The following is a 16,999-nucleotide window of genomic DNA, read 5'->3' on the forward strand; positions in this document are numbered from 1 at the left end:
ACCTCTTTCGACATTATTGAATAGTATAGCACAAAAGGTAATATATATTCAATACATGTATCACTATAAATGTTATATTTTGTAACATTGTATATTTCCTTCAAAATATTATAACATTTGTAAAAAAAAGCTGATTTATACTTTACCGAGAGATTGTTAGGGTTATCAAACTAAATAGAAACAGCTATGTAAACGCTATTTTTCGACTTGGCAGCATTGGACAGATGCACAATATATGGTGTCTTATAAAAATATTGTGCACTATATTTTGTGATTTTAAATAAACTTCCTTCTTGACTTTGACCCCAAAATCTAGTATCCTAGATTGGTGAATTTAATCAATAAAGGAGAAATAGAATGGTTACTATTTATTCGAAAAACGATTGTGTACAATGCAAGATGAGCAAGAAATTTCTTGACCAACACAATGTAGCCTATACTGAAATCAACTTAGACGAACAACCAGAATACATCGAACATGTGAAAAGCCTTGGTTTCTCAGCCGCACCTGTTATCGAAACTGCAAATGATGTTTTCTCAGGTTTTCAACCAGGAAAACTAAAAGCCTTGGTTTAACTCCCTACTGTTTATAGAAAGAGATTGCGACTATGAGTTTAAAAGAGCTAGGCGATGTGTCCTACTTCCGTTTGAATAACGAAATCAACCGTCCTGTCAACGGACAAATCCCTCTCCACAAGGACAAAGAGGCTGTCAAAGCTTTCTTCAAGGAAAATGTCCTTCCAAATACCAAGCAATTCGATAGTATTTTAGATAAGATTGCCTATTTAGTAGAAGAAAACTATCTTGAAAAAGAATTTTTGGACCAGTATAGCCCAGAATTTATCATCAAAATTGATCAATTCTTGAAAGACCAAAACTTCCGTTTTAAGTCTTTCATGGCTGCCTACAAGTTTTACAATCAGTATGCCCTTAAAACCAACGACGGTGCCTACTACTTGGAAAGCATGGAAGACCGTGTTCTCTTCAACGCCTTGTATTTTGCTGAGGGCGACGAAGAATTGGCACTAAACCTGGCCAACGAAATGATTCATTTGCGTTACCAGCCGGCAACACCGTCTTTCCTCAACGCAGGCCGTGCCCGTCGTGGTGAGTTGGTATCGTGTTTCCTCATTCAAGTCACTGACGATATGAACTCGATTGGACGTTCTATCAACTCTGCTCTGCAATTGTCCCGTATCGGTGGTGGTGTTGGTATTTCCCTTAGCAACTTGCGTGAGGCAGGTGCTCCAATCAAGGGCTATGAGGGGGCGGCTTCTGGGGTTGTTCCTGTTATGAAACTCTTCGAAGACAGCTTCTCCTATTCTAACCAGCTTGGGCAACGACAAGGGGCTGGTGTCGTTTATCTTGATGTTTTCCACCCAGATATTATTTCCTTCCTTTCGACTAAGAAAGAAAATGCCGATGAGAAGGTTCGCGTGAAGACCTTGTCACTCGGAATCACTGTTCCTGATAAATTCTACGAATTGGCACGTAAAAACGAAGATATGTACCTCTTCAGCCCATACTCAGTTGAGTTGGAATACGGTGTCCCTTATAGCTACCTTGACATAACAGAAAAATACGATGAATTGGTTGCAAACCCACGCATTCGTAAGACCAAAATCAAGGCACGTGACCTAGAAACTGAAATTTCTAAACTTCAACAGGAATCTGGCTATCCATACGTTATCAACATCGATACAGCTAACCGTAGCAACCCTGTTGACGGCAAGATTATCATGTCAAACCTCTGTTCAGAAATTCTACAAGTCCAAACGCCAAGCGTTATCAACGACTCTCAGGAATACTTGACTATGGGAACAGACGTGTCATGTAACCTTGGCTCAACCAACATTGTCAACCTCATGAAATCGCCTGATTTTGGACGTTCTGTTCGTACCATGACTCGTGCTTTGACCTACGTGACTGACCATTCGCACATTTCTGCGGTACCGTCTATCGAAGCTGGTAACGAGCAAGCTCATTCTATCGGTCTTGGTGCCATGGGACTTCACTCTTATCTAGCCCAAAACTTGATCGATTACGGTTCAAAAACAGCCGTAGAATTTACTAACATCTACTTTATGCTCCTCAACTACTGGACCTTGGTAGAATCAAACAATATTGCCCGTGAACGCAAGGCAACTTTCCATAATTTTGACAAATCAAAATACGCAGACGGCACTTATTTCGATAAATACGTGACTGGTGACTACCAACCACAATCTGACCGCGTCAAAGAACTTTTTGAAGGCATTTTCATTCCAAGCGGACAAGATTGGGCGGAGCTTCGTGAAAAAGTAATGGCAGATGGTCTCTATCATCAAAACCGTCTAGCTGTTGCACCGAATGGATCTATCAGCTATATCAACGATGTTTCTGCTTCTATTCACCCGATTACCCAGCGGATTGAAGAACGCCAAGAGAAGAAAATCGGTAAAATCTACTATCCAGCAGCTGGTTTGGCAACTGAAACCATTCCATTCTACAAGTCTGCCTACGATATGGATATGCGCAAGGTTATCGATGTCTATGCTGCCGCAACAGAACACGTGGACCAAGGTTTGTCCCTCACCCTCTTCCTCCGCAGCGAGCTTCCAAAAGAACTCTACGAATGGAAAACAGAGAACAAACAAACCACCCGTGACCTCTCTATCCTCCGTAACTACGCCTTCAACAAAGGTATCAAGTCTATCTACTACATCCGTACTTTTACCGATGACGGCGAAGAAGTCGGCGCAAACCAATGTGAGAGTTGTGTGATTTAAGACACTAACATTCATTGATACTAAAGTATCTAATGAATGAACGGTACTGACTATTTGGTCAGTACCTAAGTGGCTTACTACCTCGAAAAGTCGTTAAGTTCGAACGACTTTTCTCAGGTCGTAACTTTCACAAGTTTAGCTGTTGGCAAGCCAACTAGCTAATCTACGCCAACCGCTATGAGCGGATTGGCTAGCTACCTTACTAACTTCGAAACTGAAGAAATATCGTCTTCAGTTTCTACGTGTCGTAAGATGTGAGGGCGTTTCAACAGTCTGGGGGACTGTTGAAAGTTGGAAATGAGAAAATAGGAAATACCGCAGAGATGTCTTGCATCTCAAAGGGACTTGTCTTTTTTGCTAAGTCCTTAGCCCGAACTCGATTTCGACGTAGCAAGATTAGCTATTGGCAAACCAACTAGCTAATCTACGCTAACCGCTATGAGCGGATTAGCTAGCTACCTTACTAACTTCGAAACTGAAGAAATATCGTCTTCAGTTTCTACGTGTCGCAATACACTAATACCAAAGCATCTAATGAATGAACGGTACTGACTATTTGGTCAGTACCTAAGTGGCTTACTACCTCGAAAAGTCGTTAAGTTCGAACGACTTTTCTCAGGTCGTAACTTTCACAAGTCTAGCTGTTGGCAAGCCAACTAGCTAAGCTACGCCAACCGCTATATGCGGATTGGCTAGCTACCTTACGACACTGTCGTTCACGATGTGAAGCAACTAATAAGCGATTGATTAAAATCCCTTTTAGGGGATTTTTTTACAGGCTACTATCTATTTGTGATATAATATTTGAAGTATAAGAAAAAGAAAGAGAATATGATGGAAACCTACTACAAAGCCATAAACTGGAACGCCATTGAGGATGTTATCGACAAGTCTACTTGGGAAAAGTTGACTGAGCAATTCTGGCTCGATACACGTATCCCATTATCAAACGACTTGGACGACTGGCGTAAACTTACTGCTGAAGAAAAAGACCTGGTTGGTAAGGTCTTTGGCGGATTGACCCTCTTGGATACCCTTCAATCTGAAACAGGTGTCCAAGCTCTTCGCAATGATATTCGTACACCGCACGAAGAAGCTGTTTACAACAACATTCAATTCATGGAGTCAGTCCATGCCAAGTCTTACTCTTCTATCTTCTCAACCTTGAATACCAAGTCTGAGATTGAAGACATCTTTGAATGGACCAACAGCAACGAATACTTGCAACGCAAGGCAAAGATTATCAACGAAATCTACGAAACAGGTACACCACTTGAGAAGAAAGTAGCCAGCGTTTTCCTGGAAACTTTCCTCTTCTACTCTGGTTTCTTCACCCCACTCTACTATCTTGGTAACAACAAACTAGCCAACGTTGCAGAAATCATCAAACTGATTATCCGTGACGAGTCTGTGCACGGTACCTACATTGGTTACAAGTTCCAACTTGGTTTCAATGAATTGTCCGAGGAAGAACAAGATAAACTCCGCGACTGGATGTACGACCTTCTCTACCAACTTTACGAAAATGAAGAAGGTTACACACGCTCCCTCTATGACGCAGTCGGCTGGACTGAGGAAGTCTTGACCTTCCTTCGTTACAATGCCAACAAGGCTCTCATGAACTTGGGACAGGATCCACTCTTCCCAGATTCAGCAGATGATGTCAACCCAATCATCATGAACGGTATCTCAACCGGTACATCTAACCACGACTTCTTCTCCCAAGTCGGTAACGGATACCTACTCGGTGAAGTGGAAGCTATGCAGGATGATGATTATCTGTTTGGACTATAAAGATTATCCTTGTTTATCTTGTCCACTTCTAACCAACAGACGTAACAAAACAAGGCCTAATTCCTTATTAGAGAGGAACTAGGCCTTTTAATGTTGTCTGAATTTCAATGATGTCATTTGAGGCTATTCAGAGTCCAATTGGTAAACTGCCCTGGATTCAATTGACACTCGACAGATTGTGACTGTATCTGACCGAGACAATTTTCCATATAGCCTAGTTCGATAGCATTCGACTGAAAAGATAGTATAGAAAAGTCAATCTTCTTATCTAGATAAGGATTGAAACATCTTAATAACAGTCGGTGACTCTCTCTTTTGGTACTGAGAACCGATAGAATAAGTGCGGTATCCAATTCAAATAGTGAATACGATAGTGGTAAGTTGATAGAGTTCACCGCTGAGAAAATAAAAGTATCTGTATTATTTTTATATGGCGCCGATTGATAAGCAATTAGCGGGGTTAGAAAAGCTTTCGCAACAAGTGCACAAGTATATTCATCATCCTGAGTAGTCAATATCCGAAGCGCATATGAACTAGCTATTAACTGTCCCATATGCCTTGTTCCTTCTGTCCGTGCCTTTGTACCCGATTCTCTTCCAGGTCTATCCTGTAAATCTGATTTTCCTAAATAGGGTACTGAGCGATAAAGGGTTAAGGCAATATCTTGATAAGTTTCTCCTATAAATTGGTACTCTCTCACACCTTCTGAAATAATTTGTAGGCTACCACTTGAAAAGCCATTTGCAACATAACTAATAAATGGTTCAATATTTCGAGGCTTTTCATCCCACTTCTCTTCTAACCAAGAATCGACTTGAGGAATATTATTTTCCCGTTTAATTGTAGCAAATTGAACATCAGAAAATGAATATGGGTTAGCTTTCCCTGTTCGGAATACCAGTCTTACTCTATGCTCATCTACAGAATTGACTGTTTGTAAATGAATCAGTAAGCAATCGCTTCCCTTTTCTAATTCTAGCACCAACTGGAATGCCTGCTCAACGGAATAATCTCTTCGTGAACGTGCTGCTAAATCAGTAGGTAATCGGAGCCTACCAGAAACAAGTAAACTTTGCTTCAATGGAGTTTTCGTAACTGTACAGTTTACCAATTCTCCGTATAACTTGACATCATCTAAAGGGCTAGAATAATCATAGCTATCTCCCTCGTCACCATCATCTAGTACATAAAGGAAATCTGATTGACGACGCTCAGTAAGCTTATCAAATAAATGCAATTTACCTTGCTCGAAAACCAATTTGTAGCGTTCATTTTCAATTTCCTCGCTGAAGGACAATAGGCTTGGTGGTTGTAACTCCATCATCCTTTCTTCATTTTCAATCAAACGATAACTATGATAGCCCATAGCACAAACATCTCTACAATACAGAGTTACAATACACTTATATAAGTTCTTGACCTGATTCGACCAAATTGGATTTTTTTGGTTTTCAACACCAATTTCCCGTAGCGATTTTTTAAGAAAGGTTTGACTAACATCTTCTATAGACTCTAGGACAAATTCAACTAATTTTCCATTTTGATCAATAATAGAAAAGGATTCATAAGGAGAAAATAGCGTCAGTTGCACATAACCTGTACGTTTATTGGGCAACAAATTATAAACCTGAAATTGTGTAATATCCTGTTGCTGTACGTGACTTCCAATCTCTCTTAGCTTGAAATCAACCAATTCCTCACTTAATCTATTGGCTTGTATATAGCGCGCTCGAATATCTTCATTGGTCTCATCAGAATTACAATTTCCAATAGAATCATGCGCTGCATTTAACAAGAGAAGTGACCAAATTTTATCAACAAGTATCTGTTCACCGGATAGGCCAAAATGAACCGCTAAACTACATAAAGGTTGAACAATATTTGCTAAATAGTGTTCCAAATGATTATTTAACTGCTTTAAGTCTGCTCTAGTAGAAAAAATACTTTTATGTACTCTGCTAAATTGACCGAATGTAAATTCTCCTTGATAGACTGGAAGTTCTATTGCGTGCTGATGATAGAACTCCTCAATTTCTGCTAGTACCCCCTCCAGACTTTCAATTTTTATATCAAAACCTGCTTGATTTCCTAATTCTACCAATTGCGGGAGATTCTTACGAATTGGTTTTTGGTCTTCTCCATTGTACAATAAAATACAATCTGATTGAGTTGTGTCACGCAACTCAGCCTCTATAGATGAATAATATTGGAGCAAAGCTTTTTCTTCATTTGGCGGGTAAGCCATATTTCCATAATGATGCAAGTGATGGGTAAAAATACGACTTCCATTCGGAGATTCCCAGATAAATTCACGATTATTTACAAGATGGCTCGCAAACCCTCTTCTGAAAAATGCATACTGCAAACCAAATTGCTTATAAATTTGTGGCATCTGACATGACATACCAAACGAATCTGGTAAATAACCAATCGATTGCCACCTTCCATATTTTTTGGCCAAGAAAATCCCGAACTCCAGATTTTTTAACAAACTCTCTCCTGAAACAACTAAGGTATCTGGTTGAGTATACCACGGGCCAATTATTAATTTTCCTTCTTTCACCAATTTTATAAGAGTACTAGTCTTCTCCGGATGCAATTCTAAATATTCTTCCACAATTGATAATTGTCCATCTAGATGGAAGCACGGAAATGTTGAATCTTCTTCTAATATGGTTATAACCTCATCAAAATCCTTCAAAGAATAAATCAGCGATCTTGCAGCAGTAAAGTACCACTCTTTATCCCAATGTGTATGAGGGATAATTCGTAATTTTTTTTTGAGTGTCATCCATTACACCTTCTAACAAAGGAGGCTCTGGTTTCCCTTACGCCTCCTACTTTCTTTTATAATGATTAGAATACGTCTAGTTTCCCTTGGTTAATCAAATGATTGCGATAATAAATATTGATAATAGCAATAAACAGAGAACCTACTGCTATTCCTAAAATATATGGAATTATATTTTCAACTAGTGGCCATGCCCAAACTGCTGACTCAGGGAACCACTGAACCGCACCTAGAGCAACACCTGTCATAGAACCAATTACGGAACCAGCTACATATAACGGAACAACAAACATCGGTTTTTCTAAAGCAAATGGGATAGCTCCTTCTGATATTCCCATAAATGCCAAAAAGATGGATGTTTTCCCAGCTTCATAAAATTGTTTGTCATAAACACGACGACCAACAAGCTTTTTATCTAACAAGGTTGTCAAACCAAGACCAATACTTGGTGTAACAATTGCAATTGTCCTCGCAGTAATCGGCAGTAATTTTTCTGTTGTAAATCCCAATGCAACAAATCCTGCCGCCTTGTTAACGGGACCTCCCAAATCGAAGGCTGTCGTAGCAGATAAAATTAGTGCATACATATATTGACCAGATTTACCTGCTGATTCTAGAACAACTTTAATCCATTCATTGAGCAAACCACCCACAGGGGTAATAACATAAATCATCAAAATCATTGTAATAACTGCTGAAATGAGCGGAATTAAAAATGTTGTTTTGAACGCTAACCAATTTTTAGGTAGACGAATTTTATCGTTTAAGAATTTAACAAAGTAACCTATGATAAAAGCAATAAGGATAGCTCCTAGGAAGCCTGATGGTACTGGCACAACTTCTTGCCAACTTCCCTCAAGCAATTGAAGTGTTGCTATCGGTTTTACAGCTACATATCCTCCGATAAATCCAGAAGCAAAGGCGGTCTTTCCTCCAATAGAAAAAGCTGTAAAAGCAGTAAAGATTGGAATAGCAAAACCAAATAATGTAAATCCAAATGACTGCATCATTTGTGCTAGATGCAACATCGACAACTGACTACCTGAAAAGTCTCCACTATTGATTGCATCTAAGATACTATTGTCTGGACTGATTCCCAATAATACGTAGGGGATAATTTGTGAGAAGGCACCAACCAATCCTCCCATTATCAAAACAGGAATCATATAAGAAATACCAGTCATCAAATGCTTGCTAATTTCATTCCAGATTCCTTTACCAGTTACTGTGCTATCGGTCTTATTCTCTGTCGCTTCGGAAGAAGCAGACATTACGACTTTTTTCTTTACAACCATGGTATCCTCCTTTATATTTTCAAATCTTCTTCAATTTCGTCAAAAATATGTTTGACATCTTTGATAACTTCTTGCAAACCGACTTCATAAACCTCATACCCATCAAAGCGCTCTAATTCCAACGGAGTCACTGCTATCGCATGAATGATAAAGTCGGCAGCCGCAATCTCACTCGGAGTTAATTTATTTTGCACCCCATCTGAACCCTGTGTTTCAACCTTATACTGATACCCCCTCTCTTTAGCTTCCATCTCAATTGCTTCTGCAGCCATAAAAGTATGAGCCAATCCCATCGGACATGCACAAAGTGCGACAACTGTTTTACTCATTATCTTCCTCCTCAATCAATCGAAATAAATCAAATACTTCCTGCTGTGTCTGTGCTGCTTCTAATCGTTCTCTAAATTCACGATGCATCAATTTACGTGATAATCGCGATAAAATTGACAGATGAATCCCTGCTTCCGACCTCGGTGTTAGAATAGCAATAATCATGCAAACCTCATCACCAGACCAATCTATTACTTGTTCTAGCTTAAAGAAAAGAATGGCCGGAGAGTGAATCAAATCAGTTTTTGCATGTGGAATTGCAAGACCGTGTCCAATCGCAGTTGAATATTCCTCCTCTCTTTTTTTTAATTCATCATAGATATTACCACTGGCAATACCTAATTTTTCTGCCAGTGCAGCAATTTCACTCAGTACCTCCTCCTTTTCTAAAAAGTGTTGAAAAAAAATTTGTTGTAATGTTAACAATCTCATAAACTATCTCCCTCCAGATAATGAACTAAATAATAAGTTGTTCTCTCCTGTATTGTTTTCTCGACACTATCTCTATTCGTAGCAAAGTGATACAGTTTTCTAAAAATTTCTCCACCTGCCTTATCCTTATCTGAAAACAAGGAAAGAATGATGAGTTGGACCTGTTTATCCCCCCATAAAATACCTTTACCATGAATACCAACAACGATACTTGAACACTCCAAGTCTTTGGACAAGGTATGAGGAATTGCAATATTATGAGCAAGGGAAGTCGTCGTTATCTTCTCTCTATCTGCTACTTCTTTAATAAGTTGCTCCGCTTGGGCATTTTTTCCGATTTGGTGATAAATCAACTCCCTTATTATTTCTTCTTCCGTATTTCCAAAAACCATCACTGGTACTTGATTCAGAATCTCTTGTGAATTTTGAACTGTACCCAATTTCGCAATAACCTCTGTCAATTCTGCTTGAAAAAGTTCTGGATAATCAATTGGATTTCTAAAATAACACGTTGGAATTTCCAACGGCCGTGTCGGCTGTTGGATCAAGGAAATTAGCAATTGACATTCCGAAAAATCAAACGCTTCTACTTCCCACTCTGTTATAACAGCATATACATCTAATTCAGGAAATGTCCTGGCGAGTTCTTCCTTCAATAAATAACCTGAACTCAAACTTTCTGATATGAGGACCGTTTGAATCCGATTGACGAAGTGTCTATTTTGTTGATTAATCATAGCTAAATATAAAGCGATAAAACCAATATCAGCTTTTGTAAAAGAAATATCAAATTGTAACTCTAGTTGGTAGGCTAATAATCCTGCAATCGTTAATTCAAAGGCATATTTTTCTTCAATTGTATGTAGCAAGCCATTTTCAATACGAATTCCAAAATACTTTTGTTTTAATACCATTCGTAAATGAGCAATTAAGTTCGATTGTGTTTGCTCAAATTTTCTAACATCACGCAACTCCGACGTATAAAAGAAGGACAAGGCTAAATCCGTTATACGAATCAACAATTGATTTACTTCATCACCATTCAGTCGAATCAATTCATCACAAACACTTGTAACCAGTCGTTCGAACTCTAGTCTTTGTTCACTTTCTAGTGGATTTGAAAAAGATAGAGAATGCTTGGGATAACGGAAGATAAGAATATAGACCGCCCAAGATAAAATCCGGTCGTCGAACTCAGACAAATGATGAGAAGAAAGATGATAACAAAGGTAAATTTCTTTAATCTTATCTACTAATTCTTGCTTCCGAGAAAAAACAGATGGAAAAGTATCTTGCTTGTGTTGCATTTCCATGCTAAGGAACAAGCCAATGAAAAACTGAATAATTGATTCTTGACTTCCCTTTATAACAATTTGCCCTTTTTTCACGCCAATCCGTGACCGGCGTCCCCTATACTTTTCATTGATAGATTGCAAAACTCGATGAAGGGTTGCCTCAGAAATATAAAATTTTCTCAGCATTGCCTCAATTCCTAAAAATTGATTAAAGAATAATTGTTCGATAATATAGCATTCAAGTTCCGCTTCCCTCTCTGGTTCGAGTATCATTGAAAGATCAGGTAACTGTTCCTTGACGCCTAGTTGATTCAAACGATAACCAACTCCTGGCAGTGAAATAACTTCCATTCCTCTTAATGCTAAATCCTGATTCAAGGCCTTAATGTAACGATAAACAGTTCGTTCGGAAATTCCCAATTCAACTGATAAAGTTCGAGCAGATAGAAATGTTCCTGCATTTTCTTGTAAATATGTCAATAGAATCAATTTCATATTTTCTTTCATCTACTCAACCTCCACAATATCATTATATATTAACTATTATAAAAAATATCAGCAACTTTTGGCAGCATTTACTGACAATTTTATCTATTTTATCTCTCCTTGAAAGTTCTATAATGAAGTTAGCCACCTTATCTTAATCAAAATCAGCTGTTTTACCATCTTAGAGTAAACAATTTATTTCATTTGATAACAGGCTTGAAGCTGTTAAGCTAGATGGCCAAGGCTAACCGCCGCCTTGGTTTAGCTACCAAAACAGGTTCAAGGGTTCCTGTTGTCAAAGGAAATCCATTTTAAGGTATAAGAAAACACCTCTGTGCTATACTTGTAGTTCACAACAAATACAAGAAAGAGGCACAGAGATGCAAAAATATTATACACAAAAAGGAAAACATTTGACAATTGATAACCGCCGCCTGATTGAACGGTGGAAGAATGAGGGAAGTCTAATCGTGAAATCGCCGACTTACTTGGAAAGGCTTCTCAGACCATCAATAACGAGATCAATCGGGGTACAACCTTACAACAAGTGCGAAAAGGGGGATATAGCAAGGTCTATTCAGCCGATTACGCACAAACTGTTTACCAAAACAATCGAAAGAGGTCGGTAAAAAAATTAATCTTAACCAAAGAAATCAAAGAGAAGATTGTACACTATCAAAAACAAAAATTTTCACCCGAAATGATGGTTAAGAAGAAATTGCCAGCTGGAAAATCCATTGAAGAACGACCTGATGTTATCAGTCTTCGCTTGGAAAACGGTCATTATGAAATTGATACAGTTCTACTGACCAAGGTAAAAATTATTGCCTCTTAGTCTTAACCGACCGACGGAGCAGGCATCAAATTATAAGGTTAATTCCAAACAAAACCGCCGAATCGGTCAATCAGGCGCTCAAGCTAATTTTAGGTGAGCATCATATCCTGTCTATAACTGCAGATAATGGTTCAGAGTTTAACCGTTTGGCTGAAGTGTTTCCTAAGGAACACATTTATTATGCACATCCCTACTCTTCATGGGAGAGGGGAACGAATGAAAATCATAATCGATTGATTCGGAGATGGTTACCTAAAGGAACCAAGAAAACGACTCCAAAAGAAGTCGCTTTTATCGAAAATTGGGTAAACAACTACCCTAAAAAATGCTTGGGCTACAAGTCACCGAGTGAATTTCTTTTGGGTGGCTAACTTCAACTTGAAATTTGGGATTTTTTATACCAAAAATACAATCATCAAATAAGAAATACCGTTGTTGAGCATATGTAGCGCAATCGGATAACGAATATCACGTCTAATCAAATAGAGCCAACCAAGATTGAGTCCCATCGTGAAATAAATCAAAAATTGGGGAAGAGTTGCTGGCATATGGACCAGACTAAATAAAGACCCCGTTACAACAAGATAGATTCCAACAGCCTTCATATCTGCCATTTTAGGGAAGAAATAGGTCGCAAAAAATCCACGGAAAATCAATTCTTCTAAAATTGGAGCAAAGATCACTACGGAGCTAAATGCAATCAAGGGATAAGCTGATACGAATTCGATCACAAGCTTTTGATTTTCACTTTCTGGGACCGGTACAATAAATTGAAAGATAAAAAATGCAATATAAAGTAATATCGGCCATTGAATCTTATGGAACCATGAAGCTGTCACACGATAGTCAACAGAATGACGTGGATAGATATACTTCCATAACAGAATAATGAGCGCAATGGAGAGAACAAGACCAATTATCGCACAAATCCAAATTGTACTGTCAATCAACTGGGTAGGTATGTCTGGTATGCTTTGTAAAGTTGGTCCTACCATCAGAAAACCTGAAGCAATTTGATAGGCAACAAAGTATAGAAATAGTAATGCGACGTGTTTGATAAATTTCAACATAATCCCTCCCTAAAAGCTCAAGTCAATAATATTATCGACTCGTACCAACTTGGTTTCAATCTCCCCATTCGCTAATTCACGAGAAATTTTAACCCACTCCTCATCAACTGCCAAAATGGTGTATTCATAAGCAATAGAAAATTCCTCATCAAAGCGGATTTTAGCCTTACTTCCGACCAATTCTTTCAATAAAACGGACATCTGATTTTCTCCTTTTGTAGTTTTCTGCAACTTTTTTACCCTAGCTTGCAACTGCTTCACTTTTTTCCTATCTGATAGAGAATTGAAAAATAGAAATCCTACTAGAATCCATAAGAAAAAGTCCATATTTTCCTCCTATATCAAGCCCAGACTTTGCATCAGTAGCATCAACAAAAATCCGAGAAGATTATTCAGACTGTGTAGAATAAGTGCATTGGTATATTTGCCAGAAATACGATAGGCGAGTCCCAGGACCAGGCCCATACCTCCATAGACAACCCAAGATCCGATATTGGTCGGATTGTGAATAAGTCCAAACAGAAAACTCGATAGCAACAATCCCACAATCGAATCCTTACCAAAGACTTTCCCCATAAGAATTCCTCTAAAAAGCAGTTCCTCCAAAACTGGAGCAAAGAAAACTGCAAAGAGAAACAAAACTAAGGTTGGTAAGCCTGAATTATTGATGATTTCCTGATTGGCAGTTGTTTGACCGTATCCCTCTTCCAGCATAATCAATTGCCCACCAATTATTTTCAGACCAAACATAACGATAAAAGCGAGGACTACAAAACCAACATTCGCACCCATCCCCCACTTCTGCTCACCTTTCCACAGACCTAATTTACCAGTCAAGATAAGACCAAGCACTACAGCAACCAACAAGAAGGCAGCAGCAATCAGAAGGTTATTCCCATCAAAATTTGGTAGGGTAAACATAGTCATCTGGGTCAATACATTCAGTGCAACGACAGCTAGTCCCACTAAGAGAAACTTCCAATTTTTAACCACATTCCAATCTTTGACATTTCCAAGTCTATTCATAGCAATCTCCTTCACATACACTAAGTCGGTTTTCATTACTTTCTTTTTCGATCAATAGCAGAGCTGGCAAACCCAAAACCATCGGCAGAAGGATATTCAGATTTGACAAATCAATCTGCCCAGTAGCCAGCCATTCTCCGAAAATATAGCCAACTGCGTAGAGACCAAGACCGATTAACAAAGCAAGATAGATTTTCTTAAAGACTTTCATTGTTCATTCCTCCATTTGCATTAGATGAATTGAATTCTCTTACGATTGGTGAAATAGAAGCTAACAAATCCTATAAAGGTCATCAGGACAACTGTCATAGGAGTGACAAACTGGAAATACTCCGCTACAGATGTCCCGCTTTCCTGTGGAATGTGTGACTGCCAGAGAGCAATACTAACTAGCAGACTGTAGACAGCAATCTGTAGGGTTTGAAACAGAGTTCGTTTCATCATTTTCTTCCGAGCCAATTTCACATCAGCCTTTGCAACAAACAATTTATCCAGACCCAACTGTTTGATAATGGCGTCCTGTTTGAATTGAGAATAAACCAATGTCAAGAAGAGGCAAATTCCCATGACATCTTCTCCCAGAGCAAAGCTAACAAGAAAGCTCACCAGTGTCACTGTCATAAAGAGCATATACATATTGTTGCCGAAATTGGTCAAGGTCGCATAAGACACCTCGTCTAACTCAGCAACAATATCATAGAAATAACGAATTGCTTTGATGTGTAGATTTTCCTTTTTCATAACTATTACCTAAAAACCTTTCATAACATTCTTATTTAAAATAACGACGAACCATGCGAACCTGCATGACATTGATGTAAATGTGAAGAAAGGCAACAACTAGAAATGCTGTAATTTGTCGCTCCTGCAATAGCATGCTAAGTACAAATAGGAATAGATACAAACCTGGTAACACGATTTGATTCAAAGTGAAGACGATTTGGAAACTCATTTCGTAGTTTGCTTGTTTCTCCCCCTCGTCCATTGCCTCAGCGAAGTCTTTCATCTCTTTTACTGTAGCAAATGCAGATAACTTATAGTCTCGAATTTTCTGAGTTAATTTCATGATAAAAATCTGAGAAATGAGAAGAATGACATAGAAAACTGCATCAAATATTGACCCGTACATGAGTGCCCCCTTTTCTAAGAAGGTAACTCCAAAACCTAATCCTAAATTTAAAAGAGTCAATGACGCAGCAACATTGAAAGATATGTTCGCGTATTCTAGGTTACGAAACATTTTCATATATGTCTCATCAACACGTTCTTCATCCTCATCTGAAATAGAATGGTAAAGTTTATGAGTTTGATTAGCCTTAAGAATAAAATATACGGTTCCAGCGAAAATGACAAAAGTAACGATACGCAAACAAAATAGAAAGTTATCTAGATTGACAAAAGGCGGTAATCCAAACTTAGAAATCAATACTCCAAAAAATCCATAAAATGCACCGAAAATTGCTCCTAAAAACAAATAGGTAATATTCCTCATCCATCTTTGTTTTGTCGTTAATTGTTTCCCCTGTTTCATTCTTCTACCTCCACTAATTGAAAAACATTTTCCACATTTTCGTTAAAAATTTGAGCAATTCGCATGGCAATGACCACCGAGGGCGTATATTCTCCCCGCTCAATCAAGCTAATGGTCTGTCGCGAAACTTCTGCTAATTTTGCCAACTCAGTCTGATTGAGGCTATCCCGTGCCCGCAACTCCTTGAGCCGATTTTTTAAGACATATTCCATAAATTTTCCTTTCTAGGCTTGGTAGATAATCAAGCTCTTTTCTGTTACAGCTACTTCCACCGCCACTTCTTTGAATTTTGCTATCAGTAAATAGGTATAATAGAAATCCCCAATACAAGCTGCTGCATGCATGGTTGCTAGAATCTGATAAGCCCCTTTGTCAAGCCAACCAAACATTGCAGATGCTGTCAACCCCAAACTAATCAGAACGAAAGGGGCAAGGGCAATTACAACTGTTTGGAAACGATTATAAAGGGAGTTGGGACTGATTGCATAAGCCATCCCTGTTTTCCATTTAATTCCATATTTGACAGGATTTTTGGGACAAAAAATTTTAAAAAACAGTCCATGAATCCATTCATGAATGATAATAAGCAATAGAAAAACAAATAGTGCTTCAATGAATTGCATCTCATTCATAACATTTTGAAACTCAACTTTAGAAGCTATGAATCCAAATAGCCAAAAGAACGGAAACACTAATAAAATTGTAGTTACATACAACCTTGCTGCCAACTTTTTATCGCTTCTAACATCTACTTCAAATAATTTCTTTTTCGCTTCCATGTTTCTTCTCCTTCATTTGCCTACAAGCTAGACTAAACTATATAGTCCTAGAGCAACTCCAATCAATAATCCGACAATACAGGCTCCTGCAATCATAATCGCTGCCATATCTGCTGAAATGTACCGCTTCATGGTCTATCTCCTTCTACTTATTTCCTTTTTTCTCCATCTGTAAACTTGCTTCGATACAAGCAATTGAAGCAATTAGAGTAGTCATTAGAGCTGTATCCATATCGCTCCATCCCAGCAAATCAGAAAGGAGAATGTAAGCCAATAATAGAATGGACCCTATTTCGACTGCACGCGCAACGGTTGTTCCTGTAATCAAAATTCCTTTTTTATTGCTATTTATCTTTTTCATTGTTATACCCCAACTTTCTTTTTTTCTTGTCTGATGAATTCGTTTTTATCTCCTTATCTTGATATCATTGTAACACTTCTTTTTCTTTTTGACAAGTATCTTTGTCAAAAAAATAATAATTTTTGTCAAAAAGCTAAATTCCCAAAGTAAGTTCTAGTCTGTCTTAAAAACTGGAAATTAGACTGAGACAAAGAAATAAGGTAGA

The 16,999-nt window shown here is 38.3% G+C and carries 17 protein-coding genes and 1 pseudogene; 4 read left to right on the forward strand and 14 right to left on the reverse strand.

Annotation, left to right across the window (positions count from 1 at the left end):
- Nucleotides 1–357 precede the first annotated feature (357 nt).
- From nrdH to nrdF, 3 genes are all read left to right on the forward strand, one after another.
- Entirely contained in the window at nt 358–576 is a 219-nt protein-coding gene (gene nrdH, locus SST111_RS05575) for a glutaredoxin-like protein NrdH (RefSeq protein ID WP_029173467.1), read from the forward strand.
- Nucleotides 577–608: 32 nt separating this feature from the next.
- Nucleotides 609–2,768: a class 1b ribonucleoside-diphosphate reductase subunit alpha gene (gene nrdE / locus SST111_RS05580; protein ID WP_099810305.1), complete on the forward strand. Its 2,160-nt coding sequence runs from the start codon at nt 609–611 to the stop codon at nt 2,766–2,768.
- An 834-nt stretch (nt 2,769–3,602) separates the two neighbouring features.
- Complete coding sequence (gene nrdF / locus SST111_RS05585; protein WP_099810306.1) at nt 3,603–4,562, forward strand: class 1b ribonucleoside-diphosphate reductase subunit beta; 960 nt, start codon at nt 3,603–3,605, stop codon at nt 4,560–4,562.
- 113 nt (nt 4,563–4,675) lie between these two features.
- On the opposite strand, the gene SST111_RS05590 is transcribed toward nrdF, so the two are convergent.
- From SST111_RS05590 to SST111_RS05610, 5 genes are all read right to left on the reverse strand, one after another.
- Nucleotides 4,676–7,354: a glycoside hydrolase family 38 N-terminal domain-containing protein gene (locus tag SST111_RS05590; RefSeq protein WP_099810307.1), complete on the reverse strand. Its 2,679-nt coding sequence runs from the start codon at nt 7,352–7,354 to the stop codon at nt 4,676–4,678.
- Nucleotides 7,355–7,419: 65 nt separating this feature from the next.
- Nucleotides 7,420–8,649, reverse strand: a complete 1,230-nt coding sequence (locus SST111_RS05595; protein ID WP_044773742.1) for a PTS fructose transporter subunit IIC — start codon at nt 8,647–8,649, stop codon at nt 7,420–7,422.
- An 11-nt stretch (nt 8,650–8,660) separates the two neighbouring features.
- On the reverse strand, nt 8,661–8,978 hold the full coding sequence (locus SST111_RS05600) for a PTS fructose transporter subunit IIB (RefSeq protein ID WP_044773741.1): 318 nt from the start codon (nt 8,976–8,978) through the stop codon (nt 8,661–8,663).
- Entirely contained in the window at nt 8,971–9,411 is a 441-nt protein-coding gene (locus tag SST111_RS05605) for a PTS sugar transporter subunit IIA (RefSeq protein ID WP_099810308.1), read from the reverse strand. Before SST111_RS05605 ends, SST111_RS05600 begins: the two co-directional genes overlap by 8 nt.
- On the reverse strand, nt 9,408–11,213 hold the full coding sequence (locus SST111_RS05610; RefSeq protein WP_099810309.1) for a BglG family transcription antiterminator: 1,806 nt from the start codon (nt 11,211–11,213) through the stop codon (nt 9,408–9,410). Before SST111_RS05610 ends, SST111_RS05605 begins: the two co-directional genes overlap by 4 nt.
- Before the next feature lie 359 nt (nt 11,214–11,572).
- Between SST111_RS05610 and SST111_RS05615 the strand changes: the two are divergent.
- A pseudogene (locus SST111_RS05615) lies at nt 11,573–12,398 on the forward strand (IS30 family transposase).
- Nucleotides 12,399–12,422: 24 nt separating this feature from the next.
- On the opposite strand, the gene SST111_RS05620 reads toward SST111_RS05615, so the two are convergent.
- The 9 genes from SST111_RS05620 to SST111_RS05660 form a co-directional block, all read right to left on the reverse strand.
- Nucleotides 12,423–13,097, reverse strand: coding sequence for a CPBP family intramembrane glutamic endopeptidase (locus SST111_RS05620; protein ID WP_099810310.1), 675 nt, complete (start codon nt 13,095–13,097; stop codon nt 12,423–12,425).
- Between the two features lie 9 nt (nt 13,098–13,106).
- Nucleotides 13,107–13,424 carry a hypothetical protein gene (locus tag SST111_RS12555; RefSeq protein WP_099810311.1) on the reverse strand — a complete coding sequence of 106 codons (318 nt, stop codon included), beginning with the start codon at nt 13,422–13,424 and terminating at the stop codon, nt 13,107–13,109.
- 9 nt (nt 13,425–13,433) lie between these two features.
- Complete coding sequence (locus tag SST111_RS05630) at nt 13,434–14,123, reverse strand: CPBP family intramembrane glutamic endopeptidase (RefSeq protein ID WP_099810312.1); 690 nt, start codon at nt 14,121–14,123, stop codon at nt 13,434–13,436.
- Nucleotides 14,116–14,334, reverse strand: coding sequence for a hypothetical protein (locus SST111_RS05635; RefSeq protein ID WP_099810313.1), 219 nt, complete (start codon nt 14,332–14,334; stop codon nt 14,116–14,118). Before SST111_RS05635 ends, SST111_RS05630 begins: the two co-directional genes overlap by 8 nt.
- A 20-nt stretch (nt 14,335–14,354) precedes the next feature.
- Nucleotides 14,355–14,864, reverse strand: coding sequence for a DUF3278 domain-containing protein (locus tag SST111_RS05640; RefSeq protein ID WP_099810314.1), 510 nt, complete (start codon nt 14,862–14,864; stop codon nt 14,355–14,357).
- A 31-nt stretch (nt 14,865–14,895) separates the two neighbouring features.
- Nucleotides 14,896–15,654, reverse strand: a complete 759-nt coding sequence (locus SST111_RS05645; protein ID WP_099810315.1) for a DUF3169 family protein — start codon at nt 15,652–15,654, stop codon at nt 14,896–14,898.
- Nucleotides 15,651–15,866: a helix-turn-helix transcriptional regulator gene (locus tag SST111_RS05650; RefSeq protein ID WP_004299042.1), complete on the reverse strand. Its 216-nt coding sequence runs from the start codon at nt 15,864–15,866 to the stop codon at nt 15,651–15,653. Before SST111_RS05650 ends, SST111_RS05645 begins: the two co-directional genes overlap by 4 nt.
- 12 nt (nt 15,867–15,878) lie before the next feature.
- Entirely contained in the window at nt 15,879–16,433 is a 555-nt protein-coding gene (locus SST111_RS05655) for a DUF3267 domain-containing protein (protein WP_099810316.1), read from the reverse strand.
- Between the two features lie 145 nt (nt 16,434–16,578).
- Nucleotides 16,579–16,794, reverse strand: coding sequence for a hypothetical protein (locus SST111_RS05660; RefSeq protein WP_024379659.1), 216 nt, complete (start codon nt 16,792–16,794; stop codon nt 16,579–16,581).
- Nucleotides 16,795–16,999 lie beyond the last annotated feature (205 nt).

This window comes from Streptococcus suis YS161 (genome assembly GCF_002760245.1).
In the GTDB taxonomy this organism is placed as follows: domain Bacteria; phylum Bacillota; class Bacilli; order Lactobacillales; family Streptococcaceae; genus Streptococcus; species Streptococcus suis_I.

Excerpts from the sequence above, each read along its gene's own strand:
- nrdH (WP_029173467.1), top strand. The coding sequence starts at position 358 with ATGGTTACTATTTATTCGAAAAACGATTGTGTACAATGCAAGATGAGC.
- nrdE (WP_099810305.1), top strand. The coding sequence starts at position 609 with ATGAGTTTAAAAGAGCTAGGCGATGTGTCCTACTTCCGTTTGAATAAC.
- nrdF (WP_099810306.1), top strand. The coding sequence starts at position 3,603 with ATGGAAACCTACTACAAAGCCATAAACTGGAACGCCATTGAGGATGTT.
- SST111_RS05590 (WP_099810307.1), bottom strand. The coding sequence starts at position 7,354 with ATGACACTCAAAAAAAAATTACGAATTATCCCTCATACACATTGGGAT.
- SST111_RS05595 (WP_044773742.1), bottom strand. The coding sequence starts at position 8,649 with ATGGTTGTAAAGAAAAAAGTCGTAATGTCTGCTTCTTCCGAAGCGACA.
- SST111_RS05600 (WP_044773741.1), bottom strand. The coding sequence starts at position 8,978 with ATGAGTAAAACAGTTGTCGCACTTTGTGCATGTCCGATGGGATTGGCT.
- SST111_RS05605 (WP_099810308.1), bottom strand. The coding sequence starts at position 9,411 with ATGAGATTGTTAACATTACAACAAATTTTTTTTCAACACTTTTTAGAA.
- SST111_RS05610 (WP_099810309.1), bottom strand. The coding sequence starts at position 11,213 with ATGAAAGAAAATATGAAATTGATTCTATTGACATATTTACAAGAAAAT.
- SST111_RS05620 (WP_099810310.1), bottom strand. The coding sequence starts at position 13,097 with ATGTTGAAATTTATCAAACACGTCGCATTACTATTTCTATACTTTGTT.
- SST111_RS12555 (WP_099810311.1), bottom strand. The coding sequence starts at position 13,424 with ATGGACTTTTTCTTATGGATTCTAGTAGGATTTCTATTTTTCAATTCT.
- SST111_RS05630 (WP_099810312.1), bottom strand. The coding sequence starts at position 14,123 with ATGAATAGACTTGGAAATGTCAAAGATTGGAATGTGGTTAAAAATTGG.
- SST111_RS05635 (WP_099810313.1), bottom strand. The coding sequence starts at position 14,334 with ATGAAAGTCTTTAAGAAAATCTATCTTGCTTTGTTAATCGGTCTTGGT.
- SST111_RS05640 (WP_099810314.1), bottom strand. The coding sequence starts at position 14,864 with ATGAAAAAGGAAAATCTACACATCAAAGCAATTCGTTATTTCTATGAT.
- SST111_RS05645 (WP_099810315.1), bottom strand. The coding sequence starts at position 15,654 with ATGAAACAGGGGAAACAATTAACGACAAAACAAAGATGGATGAGGAAT.
- SST111_RS05650 (WP_004299042.1), bottom strand. The coding sequence starts at position 15,866 with ATGGAATATGTCTTAAAAAATCGGCTCAAGGAGTTGCGGGCACGGGAT.
- SST111_RS05655 (WP_099810316.1), bottom strand. The coding sequence starts at position 16,433 with ATGGAAGCGAAAAAGAAATTATTTGAAGTAGATGTTAGAAGCGATAAA.
- SST111_RS05660 (WP_024379659.1), bottom strand. The coding sequence starts at position 16,794 with ATGAAAAAGATAAATAGCAATAAAAAAGGAATTTTGATTACAGGAACA.